Raw genomic sequence first — 16,566 nt, 5'->3', positions numbered from 1 at the left:
GAAAGTATGGCAACAACATTGAGGATACAGCACTGGGACCCCGAAGATCCTCTGTCATGGGAGGAGGGGAAGCACCACGCGGCACGCAATCTCGCCGTCTCAATTCCTTGTCTGGCCTGCTCTTTCGCAATCTGGCTTTTCTGGAGCATCATCACCGTTCAGATGAAGAATCTGGGCTTTCCCTTCACCGATGCCCAGCTCTTCACGCTTTCTGCCATCGCGGGCTTATCCGGCGCGACACTCCGCATCGTCAATTCTTTCATGATTACCATTGCAGGGGGGCGGATCGTCATCTCTGTGTCCACGTTGCTGCTCATCCTTCCCTCTCTGGGCGCCGGGATTGCCCTGCAACACACGACAACTCCCTATGAGATTTTCGTCGTCCTCGCGGCTCTTTCCGGAATCGGGGGTGGAAATTTTTCCTCGTCGATGGCCAATATCACCCATTTTTTCCCGAGACGGCGGCAGGGCCTGGCGTTGGGGCTCAATGCCGGTTTGGGCAATCTGGGGGTCAGCTTGATGCAGGTGCTTTTGCCATTGGCGGTTGCCGTTCCCCTCTTCGGGGCCTTGGGGGGCGATGGAATCATGGCGACCTCGGGGCCCAGGGCTGGCCAATGGATCTGGATTCAGAACAACGGTCTTGCGTGGGTGCCCCTTCTGGCCCTGTTGGGTCTGATTGCCTGGTGGGGATTGGATACCCTTCCCATGTACGACGTGGGGCATCCCGTCGTGGCGATCCTCAAGGTAACGGGTTTGGGTATTATCGGTTTTGTTGGAACCCTCGTGGGCTCCGCCTTGCTAATCCAATTAAAAATAAATATGTGGATTGTTCTTCCCACGACCATCCTTGTCACGTTGGCCCTTATGAAGTTGATCCGAGGGGAGATGAAAAACCGAATCGACCGGGTCTTCGCCATCTTCAAGAACAAGCATACCTGGATCATGACCTACTTGTACGTAATGACCTTCGGTTCATTCATCGGCTATTCCGCCGCGCTCCCCCTTTTAATCCGGATTGTCTTTGGTCAGCTTCCGGATGGAACTCCCAACCCCCGTGCCCCCAATCCCTTTGCGTATGCCTGGTTGGGGCCGCTTGTCGGCTCAATCGCCCGCCCCCTGGGGGGATGGCTTTCCGATAAGTGGGGGGGCGCTAAGGTGACTTTCTGGGATACGGTCATCATGATCGGCGCCGCCTTTGGAACAGCGTATTGCATCAAGGCGGCGGGGGCCTCGGCCTCCCCGGAACAGTTCTTCCTTCCTTTCCTGACCCTTTTTCTTGTTCTATTTGTCACCACCGGAATAGGCAATGGCTCCACTTTCCGCATGGTGCCCATCATCTTTAAAATGGACCAGGCAGGGCCCGTACTTGGTTGGACAGCAGCCGTCGCTGCTTACGGATCGTTTATCATCCCAAAGGTCTTTGGCTCGCAGATCGAGGCGAAAACGCCCGAATACGCCTTCTACGGGTTTGCCGTCTATTACGCGACCTGCCTCTTGGCCTGTTGGTGGTGGTATGGGCGGAGGGGGGCGGAAATAAAGTGTTAGTTTTCCTCCGGATTGACGAAACCATCCGAACGGAGTTGTTGACATTGCGTTAGAGGTGAACCGACCCCACTTCTCCCTCCTGCTTTCTCTTGCTGACGAAGATCATGCAGTAAGCTGTGTGGCATCATTTTGATCTTTTTTATTGTGTTTCATAGTTTAGTCAAACTCCAATTCCTCCTGCCTAAGTCTTGAAAAAAGATATGGCAGGGGGAACGGGGCAGAACTGGAAACGGTTTTGTCTTCCGATGTCCCACGATAGGGACTGAATTGAAAAGGAGAAGATGTGATATCTGCGTCAGAAGCCCATGAAAAAATTCTCGCCTCTGTTCGATCCCTCTCTTCAGAAAAAGTTTCTCTGATCGATGCCCTTTATCGTTATCTTGCCTCATCGCTTCTTGCCCCCATCGATCTTCCTGTCTTTGATCATTCTGCCATGGATGGCTATGCCCTCTGCCATCATGATACCGAAGTTGCTTCTGTCGGCCACCCTGTTTCACTGAAGATCGTAGGAACCCTCGCGGCAGGTGACCCCCTGCGGACAACACCCCTCCAACCAGGGCAGGCCATTCGGATCATGACGGGGGCTCCGATTCCTCCGGGAGCAGACGCGGTGATTCCCTTTGAGGAATGCGTAATGGGGTCAAGTCTTGACATGAGACAGGTTAGTCAAGAAAGTTTAAAACCTGTCTCATGTCAAGACTTGACCCAAATGCTGGTTGTTACCCAACCCTTAAAACCGGGCCGACATGTCCGAAAAGTTGGAGAGGATATCGTAGAAGGCGAGTTAGTTTTATCACGAGGCACTCGTATTACCTCGCGAGGGATTGCCTTACTATCGAGCTTAGGGCTTGAACATGTTTGGGTAGGCGCGAAACCTAAGACAAGGGTCATTGTCACGGGTGATGAACTGGTAAAACCCGGGGTGCCTTTGAAAGAGGGGCAAATTTATAATAGCAATGGCCCCAGCATCGTCGCTGCTTTAGAGGAGATAGGTATTACACCCGATGAAATTTTGTGGGTAAGGGACAACGAAAAACAATTAGAAGATTGTTTTAAAGCCTCACCAGGGGTGGATGTTATCCTTTGTATGGGGGGTGTTTCAGCGGGGGATTATGATTTTGTGCCAAAGATTTTGGCCAAGATGGGCGCTGAAATTTTGTTTCATAAAATTGCAATCAAGCCTGGAAAACCTTTGTTGTTTGCGCGTTTTGATCAGCAACTCATCTTTGGGTTACCAGGAAACCCGGTGTCGGCTTGGGTGACCTTCGATCGTTTCGTTCGCCCTGCCCTGTTAAAAATGATGGGGGCAGGGGAGTGTATGCGCCCACGCCGCCTGGCTAGGGCGACAGAAGTGTGTGTTGGTTCGCTAGGAAAAGAAGATTATCTGCGAGCAACCCTTCAATATTGTGATGGGGAATATTTGGCTCGTCCTGCTGGGCCGCAGGGTTCGGCTCGGCTTAAGACCTTGGCCGATGCCAATGGAGTCATCCTCATTCCTGAAACAAAAGACCGTATTGGAATTGGAGAATCGGTTGAAGTCGAATTATGGGAGGAACTACCATGACAGTCCAAGTTAAATTTTTTTCTCAATTAAAAGATTATTTTAAAGCGTCCGAGAAAGCCTTTGATTTCTTCAAGCCCTGTACGGCGGAGCAAATTTTTTTAGATCTATTCGACGATATTACCGAAGCCAAGCGATGGAGGAGTTGGGTGAGGGTGGCGGTGAATGGAGAGTATGTGCCTTATGACACCTGGGTACAGGATGGGGACGAAGTTGCTTTTATACCCCCCGTGAGTGGAGGCTAATATGCTTAAAATTACCAACGAAGCCATTCAAGTTGCAGAGGTGATCGAATCGGTCTTGACCCCTATGAGCGGCGCGATTGTGCCCTTTATAGGCAGGGTGCGTGCTGAACCTGGTATTCAGGGTCTTCAATACGAAGTTTATTCCACCATGGCTCTCAAACAATTTGGGAAAATTTGTTCGGAGGCTAGTCAGCAATGGCCCCTGGAAAGGATTTCCATTGTTCATCGTGCGGGGTGGGTGCCTGTTGGTGAGATTGCGGTGGCGATTGCCGTATCCTCCGAGCATCGGATCGAAGCCTTTGCCGCCTGTCGCTATGTGATTGAACAAATTAAAAAACTCGTTCCTATTTGGAAAGCAGAGGACGCGAATTGTTCTTGTCATCACCATCCTCAAGTGAGTCAACCGGTATGTTAAAAGAAGAAAAAATTTTGGGAGTCATCTTGGCGGGTGGCCAATCGGCGCGCTTTGGGAGCAATAAGGCCTTTGCCCTTTATGATGGGGTTCCCATCATTCATCGTGTTTTAAAGGCCATGCAAGAAGTTTTTGCCGAGACTTTTTTGATAACAAACACACCGGAAGTTTACCGTCATCTTCCTCTACCCGTTTATCAAGATCTTCTGCCCCAACGTGGGCCCATGGGTGGGTTGGTAACCGCGTTTAGTTTGACGCACAAAGAAAAAATTTTTGTGGTAGCCTGTGATTTGCCTTTACTCGACCCTGCACTCATTGAGTGTATTTTGAAAGAGGCGCAAAATTTTGATGCGATCATTCCCGTTAGCGAGCAAGAAGAATACCTCATGGCCGTTTACTCTCACACCCTTTTTGCAGGGATGAGGCAGCAGATTTTAACAGGAGAACGTTCGTTAAAGAAATTCTTGGCCGGCAAACCCAATATTCATCGGCTCAATCTCCACCCACATCAGTCTTGTAACATCAACACCCCGCAAGATTTGGCTCGTTTGGAGGCTCATGCTCATTGATGCTTACCATCGCAAGATTGAATATCTTCGTCTTTCAGTGACGGATCTTTGTAACTTGCGCTGTCGCTATTGCATGCCAGAGGATGGGGTCCATACCAAGTCTAAATCCGAAATTTTAAGCTTCGAAGAAATTACACGCATGGTGAGAATCCTGGTTGCCTTGGGAGTTAAAAGGGTTCGCTTAACCGGTGGCGAACCTTTGGTGCGAAAAAATTTACCGCGGCTTATCGCGATGCTTCAAGGGATTGCGGGGTTAGAAGAAATATTGCTGACCACCAATGGGGTGCTGTTAGAAACGTTAGCCTACGAGTTGAAACAAGCCGGTTTAAACAAAATTAATATTCATCTCGACACGCTTCACCCTGAAAAATTTCGTCACGTAACACGGTGGGGTGATTTAGAAAAAGTTTTAAGGGGCTTGGAAAAGGCTATCGCCCTTGGTTTTAAACCCATCAAACTCAACATGGTTGTGCAACGAGGTTTTAACGATGAAGAAGTCGAAGATCTTTTGCACTTTGCTAAAAACTTAAACCTTGTGTTGCGTTTGATCGAACTCATGCCCATTGGCCCGGCTCAATTTCAACAAGATGCCTATTTACCCTTGGGCCAAATTTTGGCTCGGCTATCAAAAAAATATACTCTGGAGCCTTATGAGAACAAATTAGGTTTTGGGCCCGCCCAATATTATTTCGTTAAAGACTTTGGAGTCGTGTTAGGTACCATCCGTCCCGTGTCAAAGCCTTTCTGTGATGGTTGTGATCGGATTCGTCTTTCTTGTGATGGCAGGGTTCAAGATTGCCTGGCTTACAATGGAGTTCTTTCCGTGCGCGATATTCTGCGTGGAGAGGAAAAAGACGATGAGACCCTCGCTCATAAAATCGTGAACTTGATTCAAGGTAAGCGGGAAGGACATCTGGGTTTTATGCAAAGTGCAAAAGAGAGAGTGCCTTGTATGTATGGAATTGGAGGTTAAAAGTTATGATCGATGTATCCAGTAAAATAGAAACTCTTCGTGCGGCCGTGGCAGAATCGAGAGTTGTCGCCCGCAAAGATACTATTGACAAGGCTATGCGGGGAGACACCCCTAAGGGCGAAGTTTTGAGTGTGGCTCGAGCCGCTGGAGTTTTGGCGGCAAAAAAAACGCCGGAACTTATTCCTTATTGTCATCCCTTAATGCTTGATAGTGTGGCTGTTCATTTTGAACACAAAGAAACTGAGATCTTAATACGTGCTGAAGTCAAGACGATCGGTAAAACCGGGGTAGAGATGGAAGCGCTAACCGCTGCGATGGTGGCTGCCTTGACTATCTACGACATGTTGAAAGGCATTGATCAAGAAGTAATTTTGGGGGAAACTCGCTTGATTGAAAAAACCGGTGGCAAGAGCGACTTTCGTGAAAATTTTACCAAGCCCATTCTTGCGGCCATCTTGGTGAGCTCCGATAGTGTGGCGAGCGGGAAAAAATCCGACAAATCGGGAAAAATTATTCAAGAAACCATGACCGCTTTTCCGGTGGAAGTGCGTCACTATGATATTGTGCCCGACGAGAAAGAGGTCATTCAACAAAAAATCCTGGGATGGATTAACGCAGGGATTCAATTGATTTTGATAACGGGTGGTACAGGCCTTGGGCCACGGGATGTGACGGTAGAAGCAGTGCAGCCGATCCTTGAACGGGAGGTGCCAGGTGTCGCCGAGGCCATGCGTAGCTTTGGGCAACGACGTACCCCCTATGCCATGCTTTCTCGTGGTGTGGTAGGTATTAAAGGTAATACTTTAATTATGACCTTGCCCGGTTCTTCACGTGGGGTGAGAGAATCACTGGCTGCCTTGTTTCCCAATGTGTTGCATAGCTTTAAGATGATGCGAGGGGGCGGCCATGGGGCCTGAGATTATTTTACTAGCAGCGTTGTTCTTGATGACGGCCATGGTTTATTCGATGGCGGGTCTCGGGGGTGGTTCCACCTATCTTGCCTTGTTGGTTTTGTTTGCTTTTCCTTTTCAGCTAGTTCCTAAGGTGGCCTTGGTGTGCAACCTTCTGGTTGTGACGGGTGGCTTCTATCATTTTTATCGAGCGGGACATTTTTCTTTTAAACAAGTTCTGCCTTTTGTACTGACTTCCATCCCCATGGCATTTTGGGGCGGGAGCTTCGTTATTGGCAAAACGCTTTTTTCTATTTTATTGGGGTTTTCTCTTTTTGTGGCTGGGTGTCGCTTATTGTGGGCCGGCCGTTCTTTTACCATTCAACGCGAAATAGGCCTGGGACATGTGTTGATGGTGGGCTTGCCAACGGGTGCCCTTTTGGGGTGGCTCTCAGGTTTGGTGGGCATTGGGGGGGGCATCTTTTTATCACCGATTTTGCTCTTTTTAGGATGGGCCGATTCTAAACGAGCCGCTGCTGCCGCAAGTTTTTTTATCCTGGTTAATTCACTGGCAGGTTTGATGGGGCAGATGGTGAAAGATGGATCGGGTTTTGATCTGCCAATCATTGGCGTCTTGGGGCTTGCAGTCATAGCGGGAGGGCAGTTGGGAAGTCGCATGGGGGCCTATGCGATTTCGAAACTCACCTTACAGAAAATTTCTGCCCTTTTGATCATGGGAATTTCCTTTCGTTTTTTGTGGGAGATCTTTTGATAAAAAGTAGCAACCTTTCTTTTACCCATCCGATAGTCTAACCGTCTGGGATTTGAACTCTATACTTAACCACTAAAATTAAGAACTATGAAAAAAGACATTCCATATTTGCAAAATTTAACCACTCAAGCGCTATCTAAGATCGGAGAACTGGCCTCTAATTTTAACCTCCCTAAACCGGTGGTTGTAAATCCTTTGGCCGTAGCCGAAGAATTTAGATTACGTAGTGTTAAATTGTTTTCAGATTTTAAGAAGAAAAGACTATTGTGCAATACCAATATCCATGGGTCTTCACCATTTTCGGAGTTGCAATTGAAAAGTGCCATCCAAACCCAAATTAGCGAAAACCTTGAAGGTTCGTTAAATCAACCCGAAATGGTTGCTACCCTTACCGATTGTCTGTACTCGGTTGTCGAAGCAGACCCCCACTATAAACAATTATTTGGTATATAGGCTTACCCTAAAAAAGACCGAGCACCCCCAACTCAAGACCCTGTAGCGCAGGAGGTCGGACGTAGGAGGGCTCAAAAATTTTATTGTTTTTTTGAATTAGAGGACGACAGAGGAGTACTCTAATTCAACCAAAAACAAAAAATTTTTTAGCCCGACTAGGCCGACCGGGCGCGGGGTCTTGAGTTGGGGGTGCTCGGTCTTTTTTAGGGCAAGCCTATATCACCCGATCATTGATTTTGTACTGAATGGCCTCAAGTAAATGGGCTGACTCGATCGATTCTACTTGAGCCAGGTCAGCGATCGTTCTGGCGACTTTAAGGATGCGGGTGTAACTGCGGGCGGAGAGTCTAAACTTTTCCATGGCTTTGGCTAAAATCTTTTTTCCGTCTGCTCCCAATTGGCAATAACGTTTGATCGCCTCATTATCCATTTGGCTATTAAAACGATAAGGACTGTCTTTAAAACGATCTTCTTGTATTTGATGGCAGGCTTCGATTCGATGACGGATTGTTAAACTCGGTTCTTGCCCATCGCCCTTTTCCATTTCACCATAGGGTACAGGTGCCACGTCAGTTTTAAGGTCAATGCGATCGAGTAGGGGGCCAGAAAGTTTTTGGCGATACCTTTTAATATCGCTGGCTAAACAACTGCATTCTAACCAGGGTTCATAGCCATAGTTACCACAAGGGCAAGGGTTCATGGCGGCAATGAGCAAAAAGTCGGTTGGAAACGTAAAAGATTCTTTAGCTCGAGAAATAGTGATTTTTTTATCTTCAAGGGGTTGGCGTAAACATTCGAGCACCGATTTTTTAAATTCGGGCAATTCATCTAAAAATAAAATCCCGTGATGGGCCATGGTGACCTCGCCGGGTTTGGGCAAGCTACCGCCTCCCACCATGCCGGCATAGGAAATACTGTGGTGAGGGCTACGAAAGGGCCGACTTATTTTTAAATTCGTGGTGCCATGGGATGAAAGGGTGGTCATAAAACTTTTGAGATTGATGAGATGAAGCATTTCTTCATGATTTAAGGCAGGCAAGATAGAGGGGAGCCGTTTTGCAAGCATGCTTTTGCCAGAACCTGGGGGGCCTACTAAAAGAGTGGGGTGAAAACCTGCCGCAGCAATTTCTAAAACCCGTTTGACCCCTTGCTGGCCCCACACTTCTTTAAAATCGAGATGCAGGTTGGTGGGTTCATAAGCAATGGGTTTGGCGGGTGCCAAATAATTATTGCCACAAAAATATTCGACGACTTGGCCCAAATTTTTTGCCCCCCACACTTCGATATTTTTACATAACGAAGCTTCTCCCAAATTTTCTTCAGGAACAATGAGGCCCTTTTTTTGGGCGGATTGGGCAAGTAGCGCTGTAGCTAGCGCTCCACGGATGGGGCGTAAATTGCCATTGAGAGAAAGTTCGCCCACTAAAAGGTAGTCTTGCAGATCTTTTTGAAACGTTAAATCCCTGCTGGCGACAATGCCCATGGCAATGGGTAAATCAAAGGCAGTGCCTTCTTTGCGAACATCGGCCGGGGCAAGATTTAAGGTGATTTTATTCTGTGGGATTTCAAAACCGATGGCTTGCAGGGCACTCAACACCCTTTCTTTGCCTTCGCGTACTTCATGTTCGGGTAAACCCACCGTAGTCCACCCAGGGTGGCCCCGAGAGGCACGCATTTCTAATTCAACCATGAAGGCTTCAATACCGCGAATACCTGCGGAGAGGATTTTTACGACCATGGATTAAATCATAAGCAAGACATGTGCCACAAATAAAAAATTTTTCTGTAGGTAGGGCGCAGGGGGAGCATCTTTTTTTGACCGTCGCTGCAGTGGCGACCCTAATGGAGTTAGCCGTCACGGAATCCTTCCGCGTTCCCCATCATGGGTCCCTGCCTTCGCAGGGATGACATGGGCCTCGGCTTTCCGTGACGGCTAACTCGCATTGGGGGCCCCGCCACTTCCGCGAATGGTCAAAAAAAGATGCTCCCCCTGCGCCCTACCTACAGAAAAATTTATATCTTTGATGTATTAAAATTGCACTGTAAGTGAGAAGAACGGACGGTGCTTATTCTAGGTTGGCCAAATAGCGTTCGGCATCGAGGGCGGCTTGGCAACCCATGCCGGCGGCGGTGATGGCTTGGCGATACACGTGGTCGACGCAATCGCCTGCTGCAAAGATGCCAGGTTGATTGGTTTGGGTGCCTTTGAAGACTTTGATGTAACCTTGTTCATCGCATTCGATCAAGCCTTGGAAAGGGGCGGAGTTGGGGATGTGACCGATAGCCACAAAAATACCATCCACTTTTAGTTCAGTGGTTTTTCCGGTCTTTAAGTTTTTGAGGGTAGCACCCGTGACGGTATTTTTTTCGACATCGTGAATTTGGCTGATGGCAGAATCCCAAATAAATTCAATTTTAGAATTTTTAAAGGCACGGTCTTGCATAATTTTGGAGGCTCGAAGGGTGTCGCGGCGATGCACCACATAAACTTTTTTTGCAAATTTGGTCAAAAAAGTAGCTTCTTCAATGGCCGAATCGCCACCGCCTGCCACAATCAGATCAACATTTTTAAAAAAGGCTCCATCGCAAGTGGCACAAGTAGAAACCCCACGGCCCATGAGCTTTTTTTCTTCAGGCAAACCTAAAAGGCGAGGGGAGGCACCAGTTGAAATAATAATTGTTTTGCTAACGATGGTCTCATGACTTGACAGCTGAATTTTGTAACCATGATTTTGAGGGAGGATTTTTTCAACCGTGTCAAAAACATATTCAGTACCGAAACGCTCGGCTTGTTTGCGAAAGTTTTCCATCAATTCAGGCCCCATGATGCCAGAGGGGAAGCCAGGATAATTTTCGACTTCGGTCGTGGTGGTAAGTTGCCCTCCCGGCAAAGTGCCGTCGATCACAACGGGCTGGAGGTTGGCGCGGGCCGTATAAATAGCGGCAGTGAGACCCGCAGCGCCGGAACCAATGATTACAACGTCGTATTCTTTCATAATTTAAAAAGGGATATCTTCTTCAATATTATCGACTACAGTATCGCCCTGTGGGCCTGGGGCAGATTCTTCCGGTAAACTAGCCGATTTTTGTGAAGCCCCACCGCCTTTGCCAGAACCTGCGCCAATAAATTGTATGTTGTTGGCGATGATCTCGGTGGTGTAACGTTTGTTGCCTTGTTTGTCAGTCCACTCGCGGGTTTGCAAGCGCCCCTCTACAAACACCGTGCGGCCTTTGCCCAAATATTCGCCACAAAGCTCGGCTAATTTCCCCCACACCACAATGCGATGCCATTCGGTGCGCTCTTCTTTTTTGCCATCTTTACTCGTCCAGCGTTCATTGGTGGCGATGCTGAAGGTGCAAACTGTAGCGCCCGAAGGGGTGTAACGCACTTCAGGATCTTGACCAAGATTGCCTAGTAAAAGAACTTTATTAACCATAGAAACTCCTCTCTCTGTCATTTCTCTGTCATTGCGAACTCAGCAGAGCGAAGCAATCTAGACCGGTGAGATTGCTTCGCTAACGCTCGCAATGACACTACTATTCAAAGATTGTCTAATTCTTTGCCAAGAGGCTTGTCTAGTTATTTTTCAATTTCTTTTGGAGCTTTTGATATTCTTTTTGCCAAGGGGGGTAATCTTGGTTGAGTTGCGATTCATTTTTAAGCCGTTCAAACTCGATCAAGGCAACCCTGGCTTCCGTTATTTTATCCATTTCAATGAAGGTATTGGCAAGAAAGAGGTGGTTGAGGGCATAATCTGGGGCTTGCAGAATCGATTGCTTTAAATATTCAAGGCTTTTGTCTAAATCTTTCGTAATGCCGTGGCGAAAGGGGCTAAAATTGGGTGCCTTCGCATAAATTACGCCAAGGGCGCGAAAGGCCCCACCATGGGCATAGGCCGGGTCTAATTCAGTTACTTTAATTAGATCCCTCACCATGCTTTTGAGCCCCTTTTGATAACCTAAAATATAATTCTGATAATAAATACCCACATTGAGTGCACGAAAATAAAGACAAGGCGGGTGGTTTGTTTTGAAGGCCAAGCAACGGTTGGCATAAGCATAACCTTGGAGAGTCAGTTGAATAGCATCCATGCGTTCAGGCGTATTTAAGGCTTGCCGATAATTTTGCTCACTTGCTTCTGACAGGCGGTCAGGAGTTTTAAAATTGGCTAAATCAGGCACTTGAACTTTGGGCAAAGAGCGGCAGTGAATGACGAAGATAAGGAAAAATAGGAGGAATAAGTGTAGCTTCATTTGCTCAAAACCCGATCCTTTGTTTGCCTGGTTTAGGTATGGGTTCCATTAATTGACGAATGGCATCGAAGACAACTTTAAATTGTTTGTCATATCTTTTTTCTATGGGCTTGTTGAAAAATGTGCTTTCTGTCATCCCTGCCCCTGCCTGCGCAGGGGTAAACTCCGGCAGGGATCCAGATATTTGTATTGAAAAATCATGATGGAGGTACAATTTTGAGGCTGCTTTTTAAGCAGACTGTCCGAAAATCATACCTCCGTCATGCTTTTGTTGGTTGGGCCAAGAAAAAGAAACGGATTCAAATTTAAGGTTGCTTGGGTAAACCCTTTCCGCCCGTCCCTTTGCTAGGCGATGCCTGGCCTATTCCCAGAGTGCCCTTGACGAGGTCGCTTAAACCTAGTTTTAGGTTGGCGGGGTCAATCACCAAGGTCTGCTCGATGATGCCTAAACCTTCACTGGCGTCAACGCCGCAGGGGCTCCCTTCAGTGGGGTCGATGTCTTTGATGCCACTGCCCGAGCCATAGAGGTTTTTAAGATAGTTGTAGCACCCAGGGCTAAAGCCCGCACAAGCACCTTCGGTTGAAAACGCGAGACTCGCACCACTTTTCGTACTTCCTTCCCCACTCGGCGGTTTTCCGCTCCCCCCTTCACCCCCTCCACCACCTACAGTTTGGTAGGCCTCTCCTCCCTCGGGTGGAGGGGTTTTGGTCTTTTTAACCTCGCAACCACTGCTGCTACACTCCTCGTAAACATAAAAGACGCACTCACTCACCATGTCCTGAAATTCTTGCTTTGCCGTTTTCCCTTGGGTGCCCATGACACAGGCCGCAAAGCCGGCCACATCAGGCCCGCAAGGGTTAGAGGGATCGGCGTCGGGGTTGTATTTGGTGGTAGGCGAAATCTCATTTCCCTCGGCATCATTTTTGGTGGTTCCCGTTACTGTCCCGCCATTCTTATCAGTAGTCGTAGCCGTCGTGACTGCCCCGGGTACACCCTCACCCCCGCCAATTGCATTATTGTAGCGTTGGTCGTTTGTGCCATCTGGAATAGTTGTTGGAGGCCCCACCGCCGAACTAGAGGAGATCTCCTGACCACCGACATTCCAGCTGGTGGTTATGGTGGTCTTAGACGTTCCAGTGACCGTTCCATCCCCTTGCGATGTCACGCTAAACGACGTAGTTGTACTAACGGTTTTGCTACCATCAGCTGTCGGTACTTTAATATTCACCTCCCACGACCCGCCCTTGGGCAAGTCGGGTAACTTGCCCGCATAATCTTGCATCTTCCCCATATCGATCCCAAAACAACCCTTGGGGCCAGGAATGTCCCCATGACCCTCACTTCCCACTGTGCCCATGCCGTGTTTTCCGGATAAATCCCTTTTACCCCCGCCACCGGGCTCTCCTGACATTCCTGCTTTTCCACCCGGATTAATCGTGCCACCCCCTGGGCGTACACCACCACCGGGGCCTGCCAACCCTGCCTGCTCTTTGCTCTTTTTATAATCGTCGAGGCAACCGATCATCGAATCACGCATAGAAGGGTGGGGTAATTCTGGAAAACCCTCTGACACGTTACCTTTCAAGGCGCCCCCAGCCCCCTGCTTGTCTAAAGCCTTTCGTAGACCGTCGGGAGAAAAGAGCCCCGTCATACCGGCCTTTGAAAGCCAATCATCAAACAACATCGCCTTATAATTTTTTTCTGCGGCGAATAACCAGGCCGTCTTTTGTAAAGAACCTTCATCAAACTCACTATAGATTTCATTAATCTGCCTTTTCACAGTTACCTTGGCCCCTGTTTTTTCTTCGGTGCTAGCACTCCGATCTTTCAAGGCTTTTAAGGCGCTGAATAAAAATAAATCTTTGCGTGAATCAAAAAACAAGGTGTTGGAAGATAAAAGGTCTCGATAAAGATCGCCCTCGGAGAGCCCCATTTTTTTATACTTCTTTAAAATAATATCCATCGCATGGGTTTGAACCTGTGAGCGATTATCTTCCGCCTGTCCCTTGAAGCTGACGAGAAGATATCCAAGGCTGAAGGTGAGAAAAAATATTAAAAGAGATACTTTAACAAAGCGCCTCATTACTACCTCCCGACTGCTCGCATGAGCAGATGAAATGATTAAGTGAACCTTTCAGTTTTGAAGGATCACCCGTTAAACACCTAAAATTTTAAGGATGAGCAAAAAGTTAGTCCATATGTTTAAGATCATATCGAGTGAATTATATAAGGGGACTGTTGAAAAATGTCATTCCCGCCCCTGCCTGCGCAGGGGTGAACTCCGGCGGGAATCCAGAACTGTTTGAAATCACTGGATCCCTGCCGGAGTTTACCCCTGCGCAGGCAGGGGCAGGGATGACAGAAGGTGCATTTTTCAACGGCCCCATAAGGTCTCGCAACCAACGCAAACCCATTCTACTTTCTGACCACGTAACCTTAGAATTAGTGATATGAGCTAGCTCAATATTATTTTAATTGTCTTCGGTCGGAACTGTAAGTATAAAAAACTATGCCTTCCTTAGCAGGTATTATTTTAGCGGCCGGTGATAGCACGCGGTTGCGTTCTTCATTAACAAAAGTTTTACACCCCGTGGCGGGCTTGCCCATGATTCATTACCCGGTGAAGCAAGCTAGTAGCCTAGGTTGTGTGCCCCTCGTATTGGTGGTGGGCAATCAAGCCAAAGACGTTGAAAGCGTTTTTGACAAAAAATTAAAATTAAAATTTGTGGTGCAAAAGAAACGTTTAGGCACAGCCCATGCGGTGAATGCGGCTTTGGCTAAGCTAGGGGCCGCGAAAGGCGATGTACTCATTTTATCTGGGGATGTGCCCTTGTTGCGTTCGATGGTTTTAAAAGGGTTTGTCGAACAACACCAGGTAAGTGGGGCCAGCTTAACTTTAATGACCACGGTGTTGCCCGATCCCACGGGCTATGGCCGTATTTTGAGAGATGCCAATGGCAACATCGTCAAAATTATTGAAGAGGTCAATGCCCAAGAACATGAAAAGGCGATCAACGAAATCAATGGGGGCGTTTATTTGATCAAAGCGGAGTGGCTAAAAAAGTGGATCCCCTTGATTAAGCCCGATCCCATCAAAAAAGAATATTATTTAACCGAGATTGTCAACTTAGCTAGCCTTGAGGCTTTGTTGGTGCAAAGTTTTTCGGTCGATGCCAATGAATTGTTGGGAGTTAATACGCGGGCAGAGTTGGCCTATGTCAACAAAATCAAACGCAATCGACGAATCAGCCATTGGTTAACTCACGGGGTGGGGATGGAAGATCCGGGCAGTGTGATCATTGATACAACGGTTAAGATTGGGCAAGACAGTTGGTTAGGCTCGCAAGTGCATTTGTTGGGGCAAACGGTGATTGGCAAAGGGGTTAAGATCGAGGTCGGCAGTTATTTAAAAGATGTGATGGTGCAAGATGGGGCGATCATCAAGGCCTATAGTTATTTAGAGTCAGGTAAAATTGGCAAAAATTGTCAGGTAGGGCCCTTTGCTAGAATAAGACCTGGCACCTTTTTGCAAGAGGGTTCACGGGTGGGGAATTTTGTTGAATTAAAAAATACGACTCTGGGGCGTGATACTAAGGCCAATCACTTGAGTTATTTAGGTGACGCTAAAATAGGCGCTCGCGTTAATGTGGGGGCAGGCACTATCACTTGTAACTATGATGGGCAAAAGAAATACCCAACTTCCATTGGGGAGGGCGTTTTTATTGGCAGCGATGTGCAATTGGTGGCACCCGTGCGAGTGGGCCGCGACGCCTATGTAGGGGCAGGAACAACCGTGACTAAAAACATACCACCGGGGAGTCTCGCTATTTCACGTGCGCCCCAGAAGAATATCACCGGTTGGGCCAAGAGAAGAAAAAGTTAAAACTCAACAGAAAAATCATTAAAAATCATAAAAATCATGACGGAGGTATGATTTTGAGACTGCTTTTTAAGCGGACTGTCCGAAAATCATACCTTCGTCATGCTTTTTCCTAACAATGGGCTGCGAGCGCGTCAGATTTCGCAAAAAGTCCTCGACGTACCCTAAGGTACGCCTGTGGGCTTTTTGCTCATCTTCCTTCTCTCGCCACATAATCCTCGCAATCTGTAGCCTATACAGAGGACTTGTTAGTATATTTTATTTATCGTTTGGCACAGGGCTTGCTTAGGTTTTTGTCTGTAAAATATCCTATTGCCTTATATTAGGTATATGATACCCTATACGGAGTTGGCCGAATGAAGGCGCGTTTGTTGCTATATGAGAAATTTATTAATTATGATGGGTCGATTGTTGAAATGAAAGTTTGGAAGGTGGTGAAAACATCTTATTACCCTTTGGGAGTGAGGTATTCTTTGTTTTGGATAAAAGAGGGAAAGATTCTTGTGGGTTACGATAATCATTTTCCTAAGGGGCCGCATCGTCATTATGGGGAATTAGAAGAAGAATATGAATGGGTAAGTGTTCAAAAGTTGATTGAAGATTTTAAAAATGATCTTAAAAGATAGGTGTTATGAAATCAAAGAAGATTCGAATTAAAACAATTGAACAAGGTCTGAAAGACTTTGAAAAGGCTTTCAAACAAGCAGAACTCGGTAAGAGTTATAAAACAAAAAAAAAGGTCTATTTTTCAAGCCTAGAAGCCGTAAGAAGAATCCTAACCCCTGAGCGTATCAAGATTCTTCGCTATCTCAAGGTAGGTAAACCAGGTTCAATTTATGAACTTGCCAAGGCTCTCCATAAAGATATGAAAAATGTATCACAAGACTTGTTTTATTTGTCGGAAGTGGGTTTGGTAGAACTCGAAAAAACCCAAAGGTCTCGTAACCAACGTAAACCTGTTCTACTTTCTGACCATGTGACTTTAGAATTAGTGATATAAGCTAGCTCAGG

Annotated in this window: 18 protein-coding genes and 1 riboswitch; of the genes, 13 read left to right on the top strand and 5 right to left on the bottom strand. The window is 47.3% G+C overall.

What is annotated here, in order from left to right:
- Window positions 1-6: 6 nt before the first annotated feature.
- From HYU97_10895 to HYU97_10855, 9 genes are all read left to right on the top strand, one after another.
- A complete protein-coding gene (locus tag HYU97_10895; GenBank protein MBI2337253.1) occupies window positions 7-1,545 on the top strand; it encodes an antiporter in 1,539 nt (512 codons plus the stop codon).
- A 153-nt stretch (window positions 1,546-1,698) separates the two neighbouring features.
- A riboswitch (molybdenum cofactor riboswitch) is annotated at window positions 1,699-1,839 on the top strand.
- Complete coding sequence (locus HYU97_10890) at window positions 1,829-3,109, top strand: molybdopterin molybdotransferase MoeA (protein MBI2337252.1); 1,281 nt, start codon at window positions 1,829-1,831, stop codon at window positions 3,107-3,109. It overlaps the preceding riboswitch by 11 nt.
- Window positions 3,106-3,351: a MoaD/ThiS family protein gene (locus HYU97_10885; protein ID MBI2337251.1), complete on the top strand. Its 246-nt coding sequence runs from the start codon at window positions 3,106-3,108 to the stop codon at window positions 3,349-3,351. Before HYU97_10890 ends, HYU97_10885 begins: the two co-directional genes overlap by 4 nt.
- Window position 3,352: 1 nt before the next feature.
- Window positions 3,353-3,766: a molybdenum cofactor biosynthesis protein MoaE gene (locus HYU97_10880; GenBank protein ID MBI2337250.1), complete on the top strand. Its 414-nt coding sequence runs from the start codon at window positions 3,353-3,355 to the stop codon at window positions 3,764-3,766.
- Window positions 3,760-4,332: a molybdenum cofactor guanylyltransferase gene (locus HYU97_10875; GenBank protein MBI2337249.1), complete on the top strand. Its 573-nt coding sequence runs from the start codon at window positions 3,760-3,762 to the stop codon at window positions 4,330-4,332. The genes HYU97_10880 and HYU97_10875 overlap by 7 nt, the downstream gene beginning before the upstream one ends.
- Window positions 4,322-5,305 (top strand): GTP 3',8-cyclase MoaA, encoded by a 984-nt coding sequence (moaA, locus tag HYU97_10870; protein MBI2337248.1) that lies wholly within the window; start codon window positions 4,322-4,324, stop codon window positions 5,303-5,305. The genes HYU97_10875 and moaA overlap by 11 nt, the downstream gene beginning before the upstream one ends.
- Before the next feature lie 5 nt (window positions 5,306-5,310).
- Window positions 5,311-6,222: a bifunctional molybdenum cofactor biosynthesis protein MoaC/MoaB gene (locus tag HYU97_10865; GenBank protein ID MBI2337247.1), complete on the top strand. Its 912-nt coding sequence runs from the start codon at window positions 5,311-5,313 to the stop codon at window positions 6,220-6,222.
- Window positions 6,212-6,967: a sulfite exporter TauE/SafE family protein gene (locus HYU97_10860; protein ID MBI2337246.1), complete on the top strand. Its 756-nt coding sequence runs from the start codon at window positions 6,212-6,214 to the stop codon at window positions 6,965-6,967. Before HYU97_10865 ends, HYU97_10860 begins: the two co-directional genes overlap by 11 nt.
- Before the next feature lie 87 nt (window positions 6,968-7,054).
- The gene (locus HYU97_10855) at window positions 7,055-7,420 is read left to right on the top strand and encodes a hypothetical protein (protein ID MBI2337245.1); all 366 of its coding nucleotides are present in this window, start codon (window positions 7,055-7,057) and stop codon (window positions 7,418-7,420) included.
- A gap of 214 nt (window positions 7,421-7,634) precedes the next feature.
- Here HYU97_10855 and HYU97_10850 read toward each other — a convergent pair whose 3' ends face one another.
- The 5 genes from HYU97_10850 to HYU97_10830 form a co-directional block, all read right to left on the bottom strand.
- Window positions 7,635-9,158: a YifB family Mg chelatase-like AAA ATPase gene (locus tag HYU97_10850; GenBank protein MBI2337244.1), complete on the bottom strand. Its 1,524-nt coding sequence runs from the start codon at window positions 9,156-9,158 to the stop codon at window positions 7,635-7,637.
- Between the two features lie 328 nt (window positions 9,159-9,486).
- Complete coding sequence (gene trxB / locus HYU97_10845) at window positions 9,487-10,416, bottom strand: thioredoxin-disulfide reductase (GenBank protein MBI2337243.1); 930 nt, start codon at window positions 10,414-10,416, stop codon at window positions 9,487-9,489.
- 3 nt (window positions 10,417-10,419) lie between these two features.
- Entirely contained in the window at window positions 10,420-10,878 is a 459-nt protein-coding gene (locus HYU97_10840; protein MBI2337242.1) for a single-stranded DNA-binding protein, read from the bottom strand.
- Between the two features lie 118 nt (window positions 10,879-10,996).
- Window positions 10,997-11,674, bottom strand: coding sequence for a hypothetical protein (locus tag HYU97_10835; protein MBI2337241.1), 678 nt, complete (start codon window positions 11,672-11,674; stop codon window positions 10,997-10,999).
- 305 nt (window positions 11,675-11,979) lie between these two features.
- Window positions 11,980-13,758, bottom strand: coding sequence for a hypothetical protein (locus tag HYU97_10830; protein ID MBI2337240.1), 1,779 nt, complete (start codon window positions 13,756-13,758; stop codon window positions 11,980-11,982).
- A gap of 155 nt (window positions 13,759-13,913) precedes the next feature.
- Between HYU97_10830 and HYU97_10825 the strand changes: the two genes are divergently transcribed.
- The 4 genes from HYU97_10825 (at window position 13,914) to HYU97_10810 (ending at window position 16,555) form a co-directional block, all read left to right on the top strand.
- Complete coding sequence (locus HYU97_10825) at window positions 13,914-14,129, top strand: hypothetical protein (GenBank protein MBI2337239.1); 216 nt, start codon at window positions 13,914-13,916, stop codon at window positions 14,127-14,129.
- Between the two features lie 55 nt (window positions 14,130-14,184).
- Window positions 14,185-15,558: a bifunctional UDP-N-acetylglucosamine diphosphorylase/glucosamine-1-phosphate N-acetyltransferase GlmU gene (gene glmU / locus HYU97_10820; protein MBI2337238.1), complete on the top strand. Its 1,374-nt coding sequence runs from the start codon at window positions 14,185-14,187 to the stop codon at window positions 15,556-15,558.
- Window positions 15,559-15,911: 353 nt separating this feature from the next.
- Complete coding sequence (locus tag HYU97_10815; GenBank protein MBI2337237.1) at window positions 15,912-16,181, top strand: hypothetical protein; 270 nt, start codon at window positions 15,912-15,914, stop codon at window positions 16,179-16,181.
- 5 nt (window positions 16,182-16,186) lie between these two features.
- Window positions 16,187-16,555, top strand: coding sequence for a helix-turn-helix domain-containing protein (locus HYU97_10810; GenBank protein ID MBI2337236.1), 369 nt, complete (start codon window positions 16,187-16,189; stop codon window positions 16,553-16,555).
- Window positions 16,556-16,566 lie beyond the last annotated feature (11 nt).

It is taken from the genome of Deltaproteobacteria bacterium (genome assembly GCA_016183235.1).
In the GTDB taxonomy this organism is placed as follows: domain Bacteria; phylum UBA10199; class UBA10199; order DSSB01; family JACPFA01; genus JACPFA01.
The sequence above is the reverse complement of the archived record's forward strand: the minus strand, read 5'-3'. Positions and strand labels throughout refer to the sequence as shown.

Coding starts and splice junctions, on each gene's coding strand:
- HYU97_10895 (MBI2337253.1), top strand. CDS start 7: ATGGCAACAACATTGAGGATACAGCACTGGGACCCCGAAGATCCTCTG.
- HYU97_10810 (MBI2337236.1), top strand. CDS start 16,187: ATGAAATCAAAGAAGATTCGAATTAAAACAATTGAACAAGGTCTGAAA.
- HYU97_10885 (MBI2337251.1), top strand. CDS start 3,106: ATGACAGTCCAAGTTAAATTTTTTTCTCAATTAAAAGATTATTTTAAA.
- HYU97_10880 (MBI2337250.1), top strand. CDS start 3,353: ATGCTTAAAATTACCAACGAAGCCATTCAAGTTGCAGAGGTGATCGAA.
- HYU97_10855 (MBI2337245.1), top strand. CDS start 7,055: ATGAAAAAAGACATTCCATATTTGCAAAATTTAACCACTCAAGCGCTA.
- HYU97_10815 (MBI2337237.1), top strand. CDS start 15,912: ATGAAGGCGCGTTTGTTGCTATATGAGAAATTTATTAATTATGATGGG.
- HYU97_10850 (MBI2337244.1), bottom strand. CDS start 9,158: ATGGTCGTAAAAATCCTCTCCGCAGGTATTCGCGGTATTGAAGCCTTC.
- moaA (MBI2337248.1), top strand. CDS start 4,322: ATGCTCATTGATGCTTACCATCGCAAGATTGAATATCTTCGTCTTTCA.
- HYU97_10830 (MBI2337240.1), bottom strand. CDS start 13,758: ATGAGGCGCTTTGTTAAAGTATCTCTTTTAATATTTTTTCTCACCTTC.
- HYU97_10860 (MBI2337246.1), top strand. CDS start 6,212: ATGGGGCCTGAGATTATTTTACTAGCAGCGTTGTTCTTGATGACGGCC.
- HYU97_10835 (MBI2337241.1), bottom strand. CDS start 11,674: ATGAAGCTACACTTATTCCTCCTATTTTTCCTTATCTTCGTCATTCAC.
- glmU (MBI2337238.1), top strand. CDS start 14,185: ATGCCTTCCTTAGCAGGTATTATTTTAGCGGCCGGTGATAGCACGCGG.
- HYU97_10865 (MBI2337247.1), top strand. CDS start 5,311: ATGATCGATGTATCCAGTAAAATAGAAACTCTTCGTGCGGCCGTGGCA.
- trxB (MBI2337243.1), bottom strand. CDS start 10,416: ATGAAAGAATACGACGTTGTAATCATTGGTTCCGGCGCTGCGGGTCTC.
- HYU97_10875 (MBI2337249.1), top strand. CDS start 3,760: ATGTTAAAAGAAGAAAAAATTTTGGGAGTCATCTTGGCGGGTGGCCAA.
- HYU97_10840 (MBI2337242.1), bottom strand. CDS start 10,878: ATGACAGAGAGAGGAGTTTCTATGGTTAATAAAGTTCTTTTACTAGGC.